15 protein-coding genes are annotated in these 17,581 nt (G+C 58.7%); 10 read left to right on the top strand and 5 right to left on the bottom strand.

Annotation, left to right across the window (positions count from 1 at the left end; translation table 11 throughout):
- Positions 1–13: 13 nt before the first annotated feature.
- The 4 genes from nuoN (at position 14) to ARCT_RS0108945 (ending at position 4,739) form a co-directional block, all read left to right on the top strand.
- Positions 14–1,453 (top strand): NADH-quinone oxidoreductase subunit NuoN, encoded by a 1,440-nt coding sequence (gene nuoN, locus ARCT_RS0108930; protein WP_027239761.1) that lies wholly within the window; start codon positions 14–16, stop codon positions 1,451–1,453.
- A 71-nt stretch (positions 1,454–1,524) separates the two neighbouring features.
- Positions 1,525–2,274, top strand: a complete 750-nt coding sequence (locus tag ARCT_RS0108935; RefSeq protein ID WP_027239762.1) for a biotin--[acetyl-CoA-carboxylase] ligase — start codon at positions 1,525–1,527, stop codon at positions 2,272–2,274.
- 15 nt (positions 2,275–2,289) lie between these two features.
- The gene (locus ARCT_RS0108940; protein ID WP_027239763.1) at positions 2,290–3,072 is read left to right on the top strand and encodes a type III pantothenate kinase; all 783 of its coding nucleotides are present in this window, start codon (positions 2,290–2,292) and stop codon (positions 3,070–3,072) included.
- Positions 3,069–4,739 (top strand): ribonuclease J, encoded by a 1,671-nt coding sequence (locus ARCT_RS0108945; RefSeq protein WP_027239764.1) that lies wholly within the window; start codon positions 3,069–3,071, stop codon positions 4,737–4,739. The genes ARCT_RS0108940 and ARCT_RS0108945 overlap by 4 nt, the downstream gene beginning before the upstream one ends.
- 112 nt (positions 4,740–4,851) lie before the next feature.
- Here the strand turns inward: ARCT_RS0108945 and ARCT_RS28360 are convergent, their stop codons facing one another.
- The 4 genes from ARCT_RS28360 to ARCT_RS0108965 all read right to left on the bottom strand — a co-directional run bounded on the left by ARCT_RS28360 (position 4,852) and on the right by ARCT_RS0108965 (position 9,909).
- A complete protein-coding gene (locus ARCT_RS28360) occupies positions 4,852–5,025 on the bottom strand; it encodes an RSP_7527 family protein (RefSeq protein WP_169731212.1) in 174 nt (57 codons plus the stop codon).
- Between the two features lie 175 nt (positions 5,026–5,200).
- A complete protein-coding gene (locus ARCT_RS0108955) occupies positions 5,201–6,856 on the bottom strand; it encodes a DEAD/DEAH box helicase (RefSeq protein WP_027239765.1) in 1,656 nt (551 codons plus the stop codon).
- A gap of 258 nt (positions 6,857–7,114) precedes the next feature.
- On the bottom strand, positions 7,115–8,098 hold the full coding sequence (locus ARCT_RS0108960) for a glycosyltransferase family 2 protein (protein WP_027239766.1): 984 nt from the start codon (positions 8,096–8,098) through the stop codon (positions 7,115–7,117).
- Between the two features lie 203 nt (positions 8,099–8,301).
- Positions 8,302–9,909, bottom strand: a complete 1,608-nt coding sequence (locus ARCT_RS0108965; RefSeq protein WP_027239767.1) for a peptide chain release factor 3 — start codon at positions 9,907–9,909, stop codon at positions 8,302–8,304.
- 329 nt (positions 9,910–10,238) lie between these two features.
- Here ARCT_RS0108965 and ARCT_RS28630 point away from each other — a divergent pair, with 329 nt between their 5' ends.
- Positions 10,239–10,979, top strand: coding sequence for a histidine kinase dimerization/phospho-acceptor domain-containing protein (locus ARCT_RS28630; protein ID WP_240476288.1), 741 nt, complete (start codon positions 10,239–10,241; stop codon positions 10,977–10,979).
- A 62-nt stretch (positions 10,980–11,041) separates the two neighbouring features.
- A complete protein-coding gene (locus ARCT_RS28635) occupies positions 11,042–11,863 on the top strand; it encodes an ATP-binding protein (protein ID WP_240476289.1) in 822 nt (273 codons plus the stop codon).
- 54 nt (positions 11,864–11,917) lie between these two features.
- Here ARCT_RS28635 and ARCT_RS0108975 read toward each other — a convergent pair whose 3' ends face one another.
- Positions 11,918–12,928, bottom strand: coding sequence for a Hint domain-containing protein (locus ARCT_RS0108975; RefSeq protein WP_027239768.1), 1,011 nt, complete (start codon positions 12,926–12,928; stop codon positions 11,918–11,920).
- A gap of 298 nt (positions 12,929–13,226) precedes the next feature.
- Between ARCT_RS0108975 and ARCT_RS0108980 the strand changes: the two genes are divergently transcribed.
- The 4 genes from ARCT_RS0108980 (at position 13,227) to ARCT_RS0108995 (ending at position 17,550) form a co-directional block, all read left to right on the top strand.
- Positions 13,227–14,006, top strand: coding sequence for an SDR family oxidoreductase (locus tag ARCT_RS0108980; protein WP_027239769.1), 780 nt, complete (start codon positions 13,227–13,229; stop codon positions 14,004–14,006).
- Positions 14,007–14,041: 35 nt separating this feature from the next.
- Positions 14,042–15,160: a hypothetical protein gene (locus tag ARCT_RS0108985; protein WP_027239770.1), complete on the top strand. Its 1,119-nt coding sequence runs from the start codon at positions 14,042–14,044 to the stop codon at positions 15,158–15,160.
- 137 nt (positions 15,161–15,297) lie between these two features.
- On the top strand, positions 15,298–16,347 hold the full coding sequence (locus ARCT_RS0108990) for a methyltransferase domain-containing protein (RefSeq protein WP_027239771.1): 1,050 nt from the start codon (positions 15,298–15,300) through the stop codon (positions 16,345–16,347).
- A 75-nt stretch (positions 16,348–16,422) separates the two neighbouring features.
- Entirely contained in the window at positions 16,423–17,550 is a 1,128-nt protein-coding gene (locus ARCT_RS0108995) for an ABC transporter ATP-binding protein (protein ID WP_027239772.1), read from the top strand.
- Positions 17,551–17,581 lie beyond the last annotated feature (31 nt).

Below are 17,581 nucleotides of genomic sequence, written 5' to 3' on the forward strand. Positions count from 1 at the left end.
GGAGCATGGGCAGATGATCCAAGCTGATCTCTCCGTAATTCTGCCAGAGATTATCCTGGCACTTTACGCAATGGCGGCGCTTTTGGGCGCGGTCTACACCGGTAAGGACAAGCTGGCCTCAATGCTGGTCTGGTCCACTTCTGGTCTGATGGTGGCGCTGGCCATCTGGATTGGCACCAGCGGCAGCGATACCACCACGGCCTTTGGCGGTATGTTTGTTGATGACGGCTTTGCCCGTTATGCCAAGGTTGTCATCCTGCTGGCAGCGGCAGCGGTTCTGGCCATGGGCCAGGAGTATATGTTGCGCCGTGGTATGCTGCGCTTTGAATACCCCATTCTGGTTGCTCTCTGCACGGTTGGCATGATGATGATGGTCTCTGCCGGTGATCTGATGTCGCTGTACATGGGGCTGGAGCTGCAATCGCTGGCGCTATATGTGGTGGCCTCGATGCGCCGTGACAGCGTCAAATCCACTGAGGCCGGGCTCAAGTATTTTGTGCTGGGCGCGCTGTCGTCCGGTCTGCTGCTTTATGGTGCCTCTTTGGTCTATGGCTTTGCCGGCACAACCAAATTCTCTGGTATCATCGAAGTTGCCCAACATGGCGAAGTCTCTGTTGGTCTGCTCTTTGGTCTGGTTCTGCTGATTTCCGGCCTTGGCTTTAAGGTTTCCGCTGTGCCGTTCCATATGTGGACACCGGACGTCTATGAGGGCGCACCCACACCGGTTACTGCCTTCTTTGCCTCCGCCCCCAAGGTTGCCGCCATGGGGCTGTTTGCCCGGGTGATGCATGACGCCTTTGGTCATGCGGTTGCCGACTGGAGCCAGGTTGTCGCCGTGCTGTCTTTGCTGTCGATGTTTGTCGGCGCCGTGGCTGCGATTGGGCAGCGCGATATCAAGCGTCTGATGGCCTATTCGTCGATCGCCCATATGGGCTATGCGCTGATGGGGCTGGCTGCCGGGACCGTTTTGGGTGTTGAGGCCATGCTGGTCTATATGGCCATCTATGTCTCGATGAATATCGGCACCTTTGCCTTTATCCTGATGCTGCAAAAAGACGGCAAGCCGGTCACCGATATCGGGGCGCTGAACCAGTACGCCCGCCGCGAACCAGGCAAGGCGCTGGCAGTTCTGATCCTGATGGTCTCGCTGGCTGGCGTGCCGCCCATGCTGGGCTTCTTTGGGAAGCTCTATGTGCTGCGTGCCGCCTATGAGGCCGATCTCACCTGGCTGGCAGCTGCCGGTCTTGTGGCTTCGGTTATTGGTGCCTTCTACTACCTGCGCATCGTCTACTACATGTATTTTGGCGAAGAGGGCGAAGAGCTGGACCGCAGCAGTTCGCCCGTGCTTTGGGTCTTCCTCATGGGGTCGGCTGCGGTGATGGTTCTGGGGATCATCAATATGTTTGGTGTCGATGGCGTGGCAGCAGCTGCGGCCGCGGCCTTGGTCAACTGACCGGTTTTACATCTCTGACAAGAGGCCTGGTTCGTTGGACCGGGCCTTTTGCCTTTTGAAGGAATGGGACAATGACAGATTGGCCTGAAGGCTACGGCAAACGCATCCTGGAAGAGGTGGACAGCACCCTGGATGAAGCCGCGCGCATCGCGGGCCAGCTTGCCGGTCCTGAATGGATCCTGGCCAAACGCCAGACCAAGGGGCGCGGGCGTCGCGGTCGTGCCTGGAAAGACCCCACCGGCAATTTCGCCGCCACGCTGGTGATGCGCCCAACCGAGCCACCCCAGGTGGTTGCCCTGCGCAGCTTTGTGGCCGCACTGGCGGTCTATGACGCCTGCGAGGCGCTGACGGGGCGTACAGAGGGGCTGGCGTTGAAATGGCCCAATGATGTATTGCTCAACGGTGGTAAGCTGTCTGGCATCCTGCTGGAGAGCGCCGGGGCAGGGCAGGGGTTGAGCCATCTGGCCATCGGCATCGGTGTCAATCTGGTGGAAACCCCGATGAAGGAATGGCTGGACCCTGGTGCGGTCTGGCCGGTGTCGCTGCTGTCTGAAACCGGTGTTCAGGTCACGCCTGAAATATTTTTGACCGCGCTGGCGGCGGCCTATGCCCGCTATGAGAACCAGTTCACCACCTATGGGTTCGAGCCCATCCGCACCGCCTGGCTGGCGCGCGCCGCCAAGCTGGGTGAGGTTATTACCGCACGTACTGCCAAGTCTGAGACGACCGGAACCTTCGAGACGGTAGACGCGGAGGGTAACCTTGTCTTAAACAGCGCCAAAGGCCGGGTTTGTATCCCTGCCGCTGAAATCTTTTTCTGACCGTAAGGGCCTCCCATGCTTCTGGCTGTTGATTGTGGCAATACCAATACCGTCTTCTCGATCTGGGATGGCGAAAAGTTCATTGGAACCTGGCGCACCGCGACAGACTGGCGCCGCACGGCGGATCAGTATTTTGTCTGGCTCAACACGCTGATTCAGGCCCAGGGCATCGAGACGGATATCACCGATGTGATAATCTCGTCGACGGTGCCGCGGGTGGTGTTCAATCTGCGTGTCCTGGCGGATCGTTATTACAACACCCGACCGCTGGTGGTGGGAAAATCTGATTGCCTGTTGCCGGTGGATGTGCGAGTGGACGAGGGCACGGCTGTGGGTCCGGACAGATTGGTCAATACGGTGGCCGGTTTTGACCACTACGGTGGCAATCTGGTGATGGTGGATTTTGGCACGGCCACAACCTTTGATGTGGTGGCCGAAGATGGTGCCTATGTCGGTGGTGTGATCGCGCCCGGGGTGAACCTCAGCCTTGAGGCGCTGCACCAAGCGGCGGCGGCACTGCCACATGTGGACATTTCCAAGCCCGAGCATGTCATTGGCACCAATACGGTGGCCTGTATGCAATCGGGTGTGTTTTGGGGCTACGTCGGCCTGGTGCGCGAGATTTGCGCCCAGATTAAAGCTGAGCGTAAGGTTCCGATGAAGATTATTTCAACAGGCGGGCTGGCGCCTCTTTTCCAGCAAGCTGCTGATCTGTTTGACGCATATGAGGATGATCTCACCATGCATGGGCTCCAGATCATTCATAAATACAATAAGGATAACGGTACTCCTGAATGAGCACTGATGAACGATTGATCTACCTTCCCCTTGGTGGGGCGGGCGAAATTGGCATGAATGCCTATGTCTATGGCTATGGCAAACCCGGCAAAGAGCGACTGATCCTGGTGGATCTGGGCGTTGCCTTCCCGGATATGGACAGCACCCCAGGTGTTGATCTGATCATGCCTGACATCAGCTGGCTGCGCGAGCGCGTCGACCAGCTGGAAGCGATTTTTATCACCCATGGTCACGAGGACCATATCGGGGCGGTATCGCATCTCTACAGCCAGCTGAACGTGCCGGTCTATGCCCGCGCCTTTACCGCCAATCTGGCCCGTCGCAAGATGGAAGAGCATGGCCATGACCCGCTGGTGGTGAAAACCGTTGGCGCCTGGCCCGACGTGACCAAGCTGGGCCCCTTTACCGTGGGCTTTGCCCCTATGGCGCATTCGATTCCCGAAAGCGCTGGCCTGGTGATCGACAGCCCCGGTGGCCGCGTGGTGCACACTGGCGACTTCAAACTGGACCGCACTCCGCTGGTGGGCGAAGCCTTTGACCCTGAGATGTGGGCCGAGATCGCCAAACCGGGCATCAAGGCGTTGATCTGCGATTCGACCAATGTGTTTTCAAAAACACCTGGTCGCTCGGAATCTGATCTGCCCGACGAGATCACGCGCCTGATTGGCGAGGCCAAGGGCATGGTGGCCGCCACCACCTTTGCCTCCAACGTGGCGCGGGTGAAAACCCTGGCGGATGCCGGTACCCGGGCAGGGCGCTCGGTTGTGTTGCTGGGGCGGGCCATGCTGCGCATGGTCGAAGCCGCCAAGGAAACCGGCGTGCTGAAGAATTTTCCAACGGTCTATTCGCCCGAAGAAGCCAAGGATATGCCGCGCAACAACCTGATGCTGATCACCACTGGCAGCCAGGGCGAGCGCCGTGCGGCCTCGGCGCAGATGGCGCGGGGCAAGTATCGCGGCCTGGAGCTGAAAGAGGGAGATCTCTTCCTGTTCTCCTCCAAAACCATTCCCGGCAACGAACGCGGCGTGATCCGCATCATCAACCAGTTCTCGGAACGTGGTGTGGATGTTGTGGACGACAGCTCTGGTCTTTACCACGTCTCTGGCCATGCAAATGGTCCTGACCTGGAAGCGCTGCATGATCTGTTGCAACCGGCGATGCTGGTGCCCATGCATGGCGAACACCGCCACCTGCGTCAGCACGCCCGCCTGGGCGAGGCCAAGGGCATTCCCAGCATCGTTGCCGTCAACGGCATGATGCTGAACCTGTCCGGCAAACGTCCCTCGGTATTGGAATATATCGACACCGGCCGCACCTATCTGGATGGCTCGACCAAGATTGGCGCCATGGACGGTGTTGTTCGCGATCGTATCCGGATGGCTTTGAACGGGCATCTGGTTGTCACGCTGATCCTTGACGAAGAGGATGAGCCCCTGGGTGAGCCTTGGTGCGACATCAAGGGTCTGGCGGAAAACGGCAGCTCCAATGCGGCGCTGACTGAAGTGCTGGAAGAGGACCTGAACCAGTTCCTGATGCGGGCTGGGGCCAAGACGCTGAAAGACGATGACAAGTTGGAAGGTGAGTTGCGCCGGATTGCCCGTCAGTCTTGCCAGAACGAAATCGGCAAAAAGCCCGAAGTCACCGTGGTGATCAGCCGGATGCGCTAAACCCGCACTGTTATGACAAAAAAAAACGCCTCGGCAGGATCTGCCGGGGCGTTTTTCGTGAGTGGTGACAGAAAAAGTCACTTGGGGAATAAGATCCCTGTCGCGCTGCCTGTTAGGCGGTGCGGGGACGGTGCAGGAATGCAGCGAGTTTGTGGACCGCAAGGCTGATTCCGCGGCCCAGAGTACGAAATGCATCAGCCAGGGCTTGAGCACGCATTTCATGGGCGCGCGCCTCGATAGCTTGAATGTCTGCTGCGGTGAGGATTACGGGCTGGGCTTCGGTCATCGGTTTCTCAGTTTATATTTTGTATTCGGATCACGTCTATCTAGTGGGGTTTGCGCCCTATTACATTGATCAAAGAAGCATTTCCGCCATGTCGGTGCTGCAAGCCTCGCTGCAAGAAAAAACGGCCGCCCCAATGGGACGACCGTTCAAGTCATGTCTGTCTGTCAGGCAGGGCCTAGCCAGCGCGTCGCTCATCAAAGGAGAGGGCGATAAAGCTGGGCATGTGATCCCCCATGCCAACCACAGTGCGGTCATCACGACGTCCGCTCTGTTTGCTGCCACCACGTCCCCGGTTGGATTTGGAGCTTGAGGACGTCGACTGGGCAGCTGCCTCATCGGTCTTTTTGCTCGATGTGCGGCCGGAGGAGCGAGAGCGTCCTTCGGATTTGCTGCTGTCAGCCTGGCGGGTATCAGACTGGCGGGTATCAGACTGGCGCGTGTCGGATTTGCGCTTGTCGGACTGCACGGCCTCAGACTGCACTGCCTCAGCCAGTACCGCCTCGGGCTGATCGGCCACGGCTGCGACAACATCCACCTCTGTGGCCTCGACCGCGACGGCGTCTGGTGCAGCGGCTTCGGCAGAAGCCTTGCTCCGCGAGGATTTCCCGCGTGTGCTGGTTTCAGGTTTGGCGGTTTTCTCAGAAGGCTTCTTGGCGGCGCTGCGCTTGGCAGGTTCTGCCTTTTTCACCGGGTTCTCCAACCGGCTGATTTCCTTCTGCAACAGGTTTTCAACAGCGGCGAGCGCCTTTTCATCCCGGCTAGAGCAGATGGTGATCGCCTTGCCTTCACGGCCCGCGCGGCCAGTCCGGCCAATCCGGTGCACATAGTCTTCGGGATGTCCGGGGACGTCAAAGTTGAACACATGGCTGACGCTTGGCACATCAAGCCCACGCGCGGCCACATCGGAGGCTACAAGAATACGCAGTTGGCCATCGCGGAACCCATCAAGGGTCTTGGTGCGCTGGCTCTGGTCCAGATCGCCATGGATCGGCGCGGCATCATAGCCGTATTTCTTGAGCGACTTGGAAACGATATCCACATCCGTTTTCCGGTTGCAGAAAATAATGGCGTTGGTCAGCTTGTCGCCTTCGCCGTCGATCAGCGCGCGCAGAGCTGTACGTTTTTCGCTGGCTTCACGATCTTTGCGTGAGGCTTTGAACAAAACAACGTGCTGCTCAATGGTTTCAGAGGCGCTGGCCTGACGGGCCACTTCGATTCGCTCTGGTGCCGACAGGAACGTATTGGTGATCCGCTCGATCTCAGGCGCCATGGTGGCCGAGAAGAACAGGGTCTGGCGGGTAAAGGGGGTCAGCGAGAAGATCCGCTCGATATCCGGAATAAAGCCCATGTCGAGCATCCGGTCCGCTTCATCCACAACCATGATCTGCACGCCGGTCAGCAACAGCTTGCCGCGTTCGAAATGATCCAGCAGACGGCCAGGGGTGGCAATCAGAACATCCACGCCTTTGTCGATCAGCTGGTCTTGTTCCTTAAAGCTGACACCGCCAATAAGCAGCGCCTTGGTGAGCTTCAAGTGCTTGGTATAAGTATCAAAATTCTCGGCCACCTGGGCGGCCAGCTCACGCGTGGGGCACAGAACCAGGCTGCGCGGCATGCGGGCGCGGGCGCGGCCACGGGCCAGCATGGTGATCATTGGCAGGGTGAAAGAGGCCGTTTTGCCGGTGCCGGTTTGGGCAATACCAAGCACATCACGGCCTTCAAGCGCGGGCGGAATCGCACCCGCCTGGATTGGAGTGGGGGTTTCGTACCCGGCCTCTTCGATAGCTTTGAGGACCTTTGGGTTCAGATTCAGATCGGTAAATTTTGTCATATGCGTCCGTTTATGCGGACACTGATTTGGCCCGCGCGTGTTTTGACAAAGCTGGGTCCGCAAAGACATGCGGTGTGACAGCATCCAGCTTTGAGGGGGACATAGCAAAATCTGGTCGAGTGGTCAATTATTGGCTGGGTTTAAGTGCTTGCTACACTTGGCGAGAAAGCGCCGCCTTTGCGAGACGTCAGAACGCCGGGGTCTGTGATGCGACAGGGGCAAAGCGTGCCCCTTTTTGCCTGGCAGCGCTGCAGCAGGTCAGCCAAAAGCGGGGAAATGTTTGCGGCGAGATGCAGCAAGGTTCAAGTCCCGGATCCGTAGCAGCCCCTCTGCGGTCAGTCGCGCCCGCAGCGCGGGGCTGTCGTTGCAGATCTCATCATAGAAGGCGCGCAATCCGGCCTCACCCTCTTCGGCTTCGATCATGTTCAGCAGATCATGTTTGGACAGGCCGCCGCGATCAAGCGGCCGCGCCGGCGACAGCCCCGCGCGGTATGACCCCTGGGACAGACGAAAACGGTAGTGGCTGAGCCAATGCTGCCAATCCGGTGCATGGAAATGGCACAGGTCGACGTCCGGCAGCTCTTGTGCGCCGGGGTTTTCAATGTCGTCGCCCCCCGCCGGGTCTTTTTGAAAGACGTTGTGGATACGCAGGGAGATATTGGCCAGCCCGGTGCGCACAAAGATCTTTCCCTGAACATGGCTGAGAAACCCGCCCTTCAGATGCTCGCCAAACCTTGGATAGAGACGGCCAACCGTGCCGCCTTGCTCCGGGCCGCTGGGGATGTGGCCTTTGAAGGCGGTGCCGTCACCGGACAGTGCCTCGATGGGGCGGGCGCGGGCGCAGAGCGTGGTTATCGGCAGGGCGTTCAGGATCTCACCGATGGGCCTGTCAGCCCAGAGGAATTCGTCGACGTCGATATGGGCCAGCCAGTCCAGATCCCCGGCCTGACGCCGGTAGGCGCGGGTGGCATTCTGGCTTTGACGCATCTGGTGTTTTTCCGGCCTGCCGGTTTTCTTGCGTCTTTGCCACCAGGAGGCATCATCGCAATCAAACACCCGGATTTTTGGGTGGGCTTTCAGCAGCGGGCGGGCCTCGGGGCAGGGGGTGTCCAGGTAGATAAACAGACGGTGGGCACCAATCTCCAGATGATAGGCGGCAAAGGTCAGGATATCCTCGGCGGGGGCCTTGATGGTGCTGACAATGCCCCATTTTGCCTTTTGTGTTGGTGTCCTGTCGGCCATGGAGTCCTGCCTTTTGCCTGTGCTTGCGGCTTGCCTGTGCTTGCGGCAGACCTGTGCTTGCGGCGATAATGCAATTGGATCAGCAGATTAGTCCAGAGCCGGTTTGCAGCCTGGGCCGGGGCGGCAGTCTGCAAGATATTGCAAAGAAAAGGGCGGCCTCCCAAGAGGCCGCCCAGACTGGATTTCAGTCTCACAAGACTGGCTTAGACCATCATTTCCTTGGTGGCTGTCAGTTTTAGATCTGGGTAGTCGCGCTCGACCCGGTCGATATCCCACTGCAAACGCGTCAGATAGACGATATCGCCGTCATGGTCATAGGCGATATGCTGTTTGTTGGCTTCGACAAACTTATCAAGCGCCTGCTTGGCACCGCTGACCCAGCGGGCCGAGGTGAACTGGGAGTTGTCAAACCGCACTGGCAGGCCGTATTCCAGCTCGATCCGGCTGGCCAGAACCTCAAACTGCAAGGCGCCAACCACGCCGACGATAAAGCCGGAGCCAATCGAGGGCTTAAAGACCTTGGCAGCGCCTTCTTCGGCAAATTGCATCAGCGCCTTTTCCAGATGCTTGGCCTTCATCGGATCGCCCGCGCGCACGCCCTGCAACAGTTCCGGCGCAAAGGAGGGGATGCCCGAGACCCGCAGGGCTTCGCCTTCGGTCAGGGTGTCGCCAATGCGCAGCTGGCCGTGGTTGGGGATACCGATGATATCGCCGGCCCAGGCTTCTTCGGCCAATTCACGGTCCGAGGCGAGAAACAGCACCGGGTTGGAGATCGCCATCGGCTTTTTGGTGCGCACATGGGTCAGTTTCATGCCGCGTTTGAAATGGCCTGAGGCCATGCGCACAAAGGCCACCCGGTCGCGGTGCTTGGGATCCATATTGGCCTGCACCTTAAAGACAAAGCCGGTGACTTTTTTCTCTTCGGGGGCGATTTTGCGCGGTTGCGCGGTCTGCACCTGGGGTTCGGGGCCATAGGCGCCGATCCCGTCCATCAGCTCTTTGACGCCAAAGGAGTTGATCGCCGAGCCAAACCAGATTGGCGTCATATGGCCTTCGAGCACCGCCTGCGGATCCAGCTTGGGCAGCAGTTCGCGGGCCATCTCGACCTCTTCGAGCAGCTTTTCCAGCAGATGCGCGGGCACATGTTCCACCAGCTTGGGATCGTCCAGACCCTCGATGGCGATGCTTTCGGCCACTTTGTTGCGGTCGGCGCGATCCATCAGCTCCAGCCGGTCGCGCAGCATGTCGTAACAGCCGATGAAATCACGCCCCACCCCGATGGGCCAGGTTGCCGGGGTCACGTCGATGGCCAGGTTTTCCTGGATTTCGTCGATGATTTCAAATGTGTCGCGGCTTTCGCGGTCCATCTTGTTACAAAAGGTCAGGATCGGCAGGTCGCGCAGACGGCAGACTTCAAACAGCTTTTGCGTCTGGCTCTCGACGCCCTTGGCACCATCAATCACCATCACGGCCGCATCCACCGCCGTCAGGGTGCGATAGGTGTCTTCCGAGAAATCAGAGTGACCGGGGGTATCCACCAGATTGAAGCGATAGCCATCAAAATCAAAGGACATTGCCGAGGCGGAAACCGAAATCCCGCGATCCTTTTCCATCTGCATGAAATCGGAGCGGGTCCGCCGGGCTTCGCCCTTGGCGCGCACTTGCCCAGCCATCTGAATCGCACCGCCATAAAGCAGGAACTTTTCAGTCAGCGTGGTTTTCCCCGCATCCGGGTGCGAGATGATCGCAAAGGTGCGGCGCCGCGCGATTTCGGGCGGCAGGTCTGGGCGGTTTGCAGCGGTATCCAACATGGCATTGCCTCTAGCCAGAAACGGATTGGGAGGCAAGGAAAACAGCGGCGGACTTTGGTGCAGCCGTCGTAGCGCTCCGGTCGCCGTCCTGTACAGGGGCTGTGCCTCCTTTGGCATTGGTTCTGCCCAGTTTGTTTGTCCAGTCTGTCTGCCCAGTCTGTCTGCCCGGTCTGGCGGGCAGCGCTGGACGGTGTCGCACAGTCGACGAACGGATTGCAAAGGGCCATTGTCAGATTTGGTTAGAGTTAATGTAAAATTTGGTTACTATTAGAGACATATTTGCCATCTGGCAGGTCGGCGAGTGTTTTTGTGTCCAAAGGAAGTAGTGAGTGAAGCGACTTGAACCCAGCAATCTCTATTCCATTCTGGATGCTGTTGGCATGGCCGTTATTGTGTTGGAAGTCGGCGACGATGGGATACCCCGATATGTGGCGATGAACCAGCGCTCGCGGGACGCTACAAAGCTGTCTGAGGAAGATTGGTTTGGCAAAACAGCTTTGGAGATATTTGGAGGAACCACAGGAGAGCATGCGCTTGCCCTGCATTTGGGCGTGGTGCGGTCTGAACAGGAAACCACCTACGAAATCCATTTGCCGTCTGTTCACAACACGCTTCATATTCGTACGACAATGACCCCCGTGTTTGATGCCGCTGGCAAGCTGACTCACCTTGTGGGGTCATCCGCCGATATAACGTCGGAGCGTGAACGCGACGCTGCCTTGGAACTTACCAAGATTGCCAAGGAAAAGGCGGAGGACGCGAGCCAGGCTAAGGAGAGGTTTCTGGCGGAGATGAGCCATGAGATCAGGACGCCGATGAATGGAATTCTGGGTCTTTGTGAATTGTTGAAAGAAACCAAACTGGACGACGAGCAGACCCTCTTTGCAAATACTATTTTAAGCTCGACCACTGCGCTGCTGGAAATGATCAATGAGGTTCTGGATTTTGCCAAGATCAAGGCGAACAAGGTCTCATTACATTACGAACCCTTTGTATTGCGGGATCTTATTGATGAAATCAGGGTGCTTCTTTCTGCTAAGACCTCCTACAAGGGGTTGGGTTTTTTGTAAATTACCCTGAAACAGTGCCCGCTGTATTCATCGGAGACGCCAGTAAGATCCGTCAGGTTTTGTTGAACCTGATTGGAAACGCGATCAAATTCACGGAAGAAGGGCATATATCGCTCACGGTTGACTACGATCTGAGAGCCTCAATGGGTTCGTTGCGGTTTGAGGTCTCAGACACCGGCTGCGGAATTGAAGAAAGCAAGCTCGTCACTATTTTTTCGGCCTTTGAACAGGCAAAGGGTACACCAAAAGCACAGGCCGAAGGTACGGGCCTGGGCCTGGCAATTTCGCAGGCTCTTGTTGAGCGGATGGGCGGAGAGATTGCTGTCAAATCCGCTCCGGGGCAGGGGTCGCGTTTTACTGTGTGGCTGGATCTTGCCCCTCAGCCGGAATTAGGCAGGGCGCTAGAGACAGGGGAACAGGTGGCTGCGGAACAGGTGGCTGCGCAAAATCAGCCCGCGCGTGGCACCTCCGGTGCCGCCACGGTTGCGGAGACAAAAACATTAGAACGACTGCGCGGCATGAGGGTCCTTGTTGCAGAAGACAACAGGACCAATCAGTTGGTCGTGGACAAAATGCTGCAGAAATTTGGTGCGGAGGTTCGTTTTGCCGAAAATGGCGCAGTGACCTACGAGGCCTATGTGGGGGCTGAATTTGACTTGATCCTGATGGATCTTTCCATGCCGGTTATGGGCGGCATTGAAGCGGCCCGAAGGATCAGGCAACACGAGACAGAAACCGGTCGCGTGACATGCAAGATTGTTGCGCTGACTGCCAACGCGCAGAAAAGCGATGCCAAAGCCTGTTACGAGGCGGGAATGAATGGCTTTCTGACCAAGCCGTTTCGAAAGCACGAGCTGCTGGCCTGCCTCAACGCTCTTGACTGAATTCCCATTGGTCAGGGCGGCTCCAGGTCTAGGGGGCGCTGTTTGGACGGCCAGCTACCGCAGTGAGGCGCGTTTCAGCAGGCTGACGGCGTCGGGGCGGTCGAGCAGGGATTTTTGCACCTCAAGACCATGGGCGTCGCGGCGCTGTCCGGTCTCCAATGTGGGGGAGATGCGATCCAGGATTTCATCTGGCAGGGCGGATTGGGTCATCGGGTCCAGAAACAGGCTCTCGGCGGCGATGCCCTCGGCGTAGACAATGTGATGACGGTCAAACAGCAGCTGAAAATAGTCGACAAAGCCGCCGTCCTGCACCACGACGCTGTCGCCATTGACCAGATCCCGCGCCCGCACCAGTAATTCGGGGCTGCCGGTGCCCAGCTCATCATGGCGTTGATAGACCATCAGGCGGTGATCGGGACTGACCAGCAGGTCGGCGGCATTGTTCAACACCCCGGCGCGGATCAGCACCGGGGCCATGCGCCCCACCGCCCGCGAGGTGGTCTGGCCGATCCAGCGCAGCTCTTGCACGCCCTCGTCGCGGGTCAGGATGCGGTCTCCCGGTTTGAGATCCTCGATTGGTTTCTGCGCGCCTGTGGCCATGGTGATACGGGTGCCGCGGGTAAAGGAGACACAGGCCATCTGCGCCAGTTTACGCCGCGCGCTTTCCTGCTCGGCGCGCACCAAAGTATAGCTTTGCTGGATCCCCATTGGCGCCATTGGCACCAGATATATCGCGGCGATCAGCCCCTCCTGGTCTACTTCGACCATGACCAGGGCCTCAATGTTGTCACCGGAGTGCGGCATCAAGGTCACCACACAGTCGAGATGCAGCTGCGCGCCAACCATGCCGAGTTCGGTATCCTGGGCGACATAAAAGCCGCCGTCCGCTCCGTTGGCCAATCCCAGTCGTTTGGCATGGGCCGTTGGGGACAGCTGGTAGATATCATCCAGCATCAGCTCATCCAGAACGCTTAGACCATCCCCCATATTGGCCCCCATCTCCACCTGAAACTGATCAGCTGGATAGGCCGGGATGGATTGAATGGCGCGGTCTGGTGTTGACACTGGAGCTCCGGTGGTTGGGCTGATGCCGTGCGTGGCGCGGACATCGTCAGATGCCCTGATTCAGTAGACAAGGTCTAGCAGTGAATTATGGCATCATACCGACAATTACGCGCAGAATTCCTGACACGGCGTTAATTTCCCCAAGAGCACCACATCCAGCGTTCAGATCAGGGGCTCCAAAGCCTGCCAGCCTGACGGGCGTGAGGCGCCCGCAGGGGCTGCGTTTCAGGGCTGGCCATTGGCGGGGGGGCAGTGCACTCTGAGCCAAATCACAAGAATGACCCATTGGAGGTAAGGAATGGATCTAGGAATCGCGGGAAAACGAGCATTGGTCTGTGCCAGCAGCAAAGGTCTGGGCCTGGGCTGCGCTGAGGCCCTGGCGGAAGCCGGTGTGAACCTGGTGATGAACGCGCGCGGCGAAGAGGCGCTGCTGCAGGCGGCGCAATCGATCCGCGACGCTTACGGTGTTCAGGTGGAAACCGTGGTGGCGGATGTGACCACCAGCGAAGGCCAGGAAAAACTGCTGGCTGCGGCGACGGATATCGACATTTTGGTCACCAATGCTGGTGGGCCGCCCCCCGGACTGTGGTCGGACTGGGACCGCGAGGATTTTATCAAGGCTCTGGACGCCAATATGCTGGCCCCTATTGCGCTGATGAAGGCGCTGCTCCCTGGGATGATGGACCGGGGCTGGGGACGGGTGGTGAATATCACCTCGCAATCCGTCAAGGCCCCCATTGCTGTGCTGGGCCTGTCCAATTCGGCCCGTGCCGGTTTGACGGGCTATGTGGCCGGCACCGCGCGTCAGGTGGCTGGCAGCGGGGTTTGCATCAACAACCTGCTGCCCGGCATTCATGCCACCGATCGTGCGGTCTCATTGGATAGCGGTGTCTGTGCCCAGCAGGGCATCACCATGGAAGAGGCCAAGGCGCAGCGCGCCGCAACCATTCCGGCAGGGCGCTATGGCACGCGGGCGGAATTTGGCGCTACCTGTGCCTTCCTCTGCTCGCAGCATGCTGGTTTTATCGTTGGACAAAACATTCTTCTGGATGGCGGTTCAACCAATGCAACCCTGTAATTATTTACATTATCGAACATTTTTGGAGCATTTCCATGGCTAGTGGATTTTCCCTCAAGGACCAGTTGTTCAATATCGAGAAGACCCGCTATCTGGCGGGTCTTTTTGCCGAGGCAGTGCCGGATTTTCAGGCGGATCGCTTTGAAACGGAGGTCATGGCGGGCCTCTTGCCGCTGGAGCTGAAGGCACGTATCAACTGGATCGCCGAGGTGCTGGGTGAGCATCTGCAAGGGCCGCTTTCTGAGGTGGCGCCACAGATCCTGCGCGCCTTGCCGCCGCCGCTTGACCCCAGCAAGACCGATGATGACTTTGGTGATTTCATTTTTGCGCCTCTGGGGGAGTTCATTGTCGCTCGCGGGCTGGAGAGTGACCCGGAACTGGCGCTGGATCTGCTGGCCGAGGTCACGCAGCGCTTCTCAATGGAATGGGCTATCCGTCCGTTTTTAAACACATATCCCGATCTGACCCTGTCGCGCATGCAAGACTGGGCCTGTCACCCGAGCTACCATGTCCGCCGCCTGGTGAGCGAGGGCACCCGCCCGCGTCTGCCCTGGGGACAGGGGGTGTCCCTGGAGCTGCGCACCCCTCTGCCGCTATTGCACCTTCTGCACAGCGACGCGACCCGCTATGTGACGCGATCCGTGGCCAATCATTTGAACGACATTAGCAAGAAAGACCCGGATCTGGTTCTGGATGTGCTGCAGGAGTGGCGCGCGCTGGGGCAGCAGCAGGACAAGGAACTCAGCTGGTTGACTGCCCATGCCTGTCGGGGGCTGGTGAAATCAGGCCACCCGCGCGCCCTGCGGGTGCTGGGCTATGAGCCGGATGCAGAAGTCACTGTAAGCTTAAGAATTGAAACAAAAACAGTTCAAATTGGTGATTTCCTGACCTTTGGGGTGACGCTCTCTGCACCCCGTGATTTGCCCGTGATTGTTGACTACCGGGTGAGCTTTCCACGGGCGTCGGGGAAAGCCTCGCAAAAGGTGTTCAAGCTCAAACAGACTGACCTGACAGGACCCTCTGTGACGCTGGCAAAACGACACCGGCTAAAGGGCGATGCCACAACGTTTAAGCTGCATCCCGGCAGGCATGAGGTCGAGGTTCTGGTCAATGGGCGCGTCGCGGCGCAGGATAGTTTTGAGCTGACGCCCTAACGCTCACCTTTTGTCACAGATTTGTTAGCAGGGGGCTTGCGCTCTTGTCGGCGCGGGCCGGGCGCGATAGCCCGTTTGTGGCCCCCTTTTGCCTCAGGGCATCCGGCCACAAACGCACCACCACGGAGAATGCCCCCATGTCCCATGAATCAGTGCAGGCCTACTACGGAGAGGTGCTGCAGGGCAGCGAGGATCTGCAAACCAATGCCTGTTGCACCCCGGATGACATTCCCGATCACGTCAAAGAGGTGTTGTCGCAGATCCACGATGAGGTGCTGATGCGCTACTACGGCTGCGGCTTGATCGCGCCCGAGGCACTGGAAGGCGCGCGTATTCTGGATCTCGGCTGTGGGGCAGGGCGCGATGTCTATGCGCTGTCAAAAATGGTGGGACCCGGCGGCCGGGTTGTCGGTGTTGATATGACCCCGGCACAGCTGGATGTGGCCTGCCGCCATCAGGATTTCCATGCCGAGGCCTTTGGCCATGGCAGCTCAAACGTCGAATTCCATCATGGGTTTATCGAGACACTGGAAGAGCTGGACCTGGAGCCGGGCTCCTTTGATATCATCGTCTCCAACTGCGTGATCAACCTGGCCACCGACAAGGCCGCGGTGCTGCGTGGCGCCTATCATCTGCTGAAGCCGGGCGGGGAGATGTATTTCTCCGATGTCTATGCCGACCGCCGGGTGCCTGCGGCTATGGCACGGGATGAGGTGCTTTATGGGGAATGCCTGTCCGGGGCGCTCTATTGGAACGATTTCCTGTCCCTGGCCAAGGGCGCCGGGTTTAACGATCCGCGCATGGTGACGGCGCGGCCCCTGACCATCGAAAACCCCAAGCTGGAGGCCCGCGTGGCGCCGCTCAAATTCCTGTCGGCCACCTATCGGCTGTTCAAGCTCCCGGCGCTGGAACCTGATTGCGAAGACTACGGCCAGGCGGTGATCTACAAAGGCACAATTCCCCATGCCCCCCATGCCCTGCGTCTGGATGACCACCATGTGATGGAGACCGGCAAGGTCTTTGCGGTCTGTGGCAATACCTGGATGATGCTCAAAGACACCCGGCTGGCACCGCATTTTGACTTTATCGGCGATTTCTCCAATCACTACGGCATCTTTGCAGGCTGCGGCGGCAATTCACCCTTCACTGGCTTTGATCCTGCGGACACAGCGGCAGCCTGCTGCTGAGCACTTGCGCGGGGGGCGCCGGGTTGGTATTTGCCGCTCGAGCCGACAATCAACTGGCACAGCTTGCGAGGCCGAATGAGCACAGCATCCCGCCAATCCCCTGGGCCGCAATCCACTGCGGCTGAACCCTGGCCGCATCCGCGGCTGGAGATCCGCAATATCCATCGCTATTTTGATGGCCGCGCAGTGGTGGATGATGTGTCCCTGCAGATTCAGGCGGGGCAGGTGACCTGTCTGTTAGGGCCTTCGGGCTGCGGTAAGTCCACCACCCTGCGGATGATTGCCGGGGTCGAGATGCAGGACAGCGGCGAGATCTACGTTGATGGCAAGCTGATCTGCGACACGGTGTTTCGGGTTCCCCCAGAGCGGCGCGAGATTGGCCTGATGTTTCAGGACTTTGCCCTGTTTCCGCATCTGAACGTCGCCGATAATGTTGCCTTTGGTTTGAAGGGCAGCAAGGATGAGAAACGTATCCGGGTAGAGGAACTGCTGCAAAAGGTATCGCTGACGCGGTTCATTGACGAATATCCCCACCACCTGTCGGGGGGGGAGCAACAGCGTGTCGCCCTGGCGCGGGCCCTGGCGCCGCGCCCGCGCATCATGCTGATGGACGAGCCTTTTTCTGGGCTGGACAACCGGCTGCGCGATGGCATCCGCGACGAGACGCTGACCCTGCTGAAAGAAGAAGACACCGCCGTTTTGCTGGTCACCCATGAGCCGGAAGAGGCCATGCGCATGGCGGATGAGATCGCGCTGATGCGCGGTGGCAAGATTATCCAGCAGGGCGCGCCTTATAATGTCTACACCCGCCCAAGTGACAAGGCTTCGGTGGCGTTTTTTAGTGATATCAATGTGTTGAAGTCTCAAGTTAACGGGGCTTTGGCGGAAACCCCCTTTGGTCAATTCCTGGCGCCGGGCATTGCGGATCGTACCGATGTGGACATTGTTTTTCGCCCACAACATGTTCGGATCGATTTTGACCGCGCCGGCAAGGGGCCGTTGCCGACGGCCACCGACGGTGTGCCAGCCCGCGCCGTGGTGAAACGGGCGCGCTATCTTGGCCACGAAAGCCTGGTGGAATTCCAGATGGATTATGATGGGTCGGTGCTCAAGGTGACGGTGCCACGGGTGTTCCTGCCAGAGGTGGGCCGGGTGATGTGGCTGACCGTGCCGCGCAACCGTTGTTTTATCTTCCCTGCCTAAGCCAAAGTAAGATCAGCTGAGCCAGGGCGAG

Origin of the sequence: Pseudophaeobacter arcticus DSM 23566 (assembly GCF_000473205.1) — a bacterium.
Classification (GTDB): domain Bacteria; phylum Pseudomonadota; class Alphaproteobacteria; order Rhodobacterales; family Rhodobacteraceae; genus Pseudophaeobacter; species Pseudophaeobacter arcticus.

What these genes read in the sequence shown, in the direction of transcription:
- ARCT_RS0108945 (WP_027239764.1), top strand. Translation starts at nt 3,069, where the DNA reads ATGAGCACTGATGAACGATTGATCTACCTTCCCCTTGGTGGGGCGGGC.
- ARCT_RS0108955 (WP_027239765.1), bottom strand. Translation starts at nt 6,856, where the DNA reads ATGACAAAATTTACCGATCTGAATCTGAACCCAAAGGTCCTCAAAGCT.
- nuoN (WP_027239761.1), top strand. Translation starts at nt 14, where the DNA reads ATGATCCAAGCTGATCTCTCCGTAATTCTGCCAGAGATTATCCTGGCA.
- ARCT_RS0108990 (WP_027239771.1), top strand. Translation starts at nt 15,298, where the DNA reads ATGTCCCATGAATCAGTGCAGGCCTACTACGGAGAGGTGCTGCAGGGC.
- ARCT_RS0108965 (WP_027239767.1), bottom strand. Translation starts at nt 9,909, where the DNA reads ATGTTGGATACCGCTGCAAACCGCCCAGACCTGCCGCCCGAAATCGCG.
- ARCT_RS28360 (WP_169731212.1), bottom strand. Translation starts at nt 5,025, where the DNA reads ATGACCGAAGCCCAGCCCGTAATCCTCACCGCAGCAGACATTCAAGCT.
- ARCT_RS0108980 (WP_027239769.1), top strand. Translation starts at nt 13,227, where the DNA reads ATGGATCTAGGAATCGCGGGAAAACGAGCATTGGTCTGTGCCAGCAGC.
- ARCT_RS0108940 (WP_027239763.1), top strand. Translation starts at nt 2,290, where the DNA reads ATGCTTCTGGCTGTTGATTGTGGCAATACCAATACCGTCTTCTCGATC.
- ARCT_RS0108960 (WP_027239766.1), bottom strand. Translation starts at nt 8,098, where the DNA reads ATGGCCGACAGGACACCAACACAAAAGGCAAAATGGGGCATTGTCAGC.
- ARCT_RS0108935 (WP_027239762.1), top strand. Translation starts at nt 1,525, where the DNA reads ATGACAGATTGGCCTGAAGGCTACGGCAAACGCATCCTGGAAGAGGTG.
- ARCT_RS0108985 (WP_027239770.1), top strand. Translation starts at nt 14,042, where the DNA reads ATGGCTAGTGGATTTTCCCTCAAGGACCAGTTGTTCAATATCGAGAAG.
- ARCT_RS0108995 (WP_027239772.1), top strand. Translation starts at nt 16,423, where the DNA reads ATGAGCACAGCATCCCGCCAATCCCCTGGGCCGCAATCCACTGCGGCT.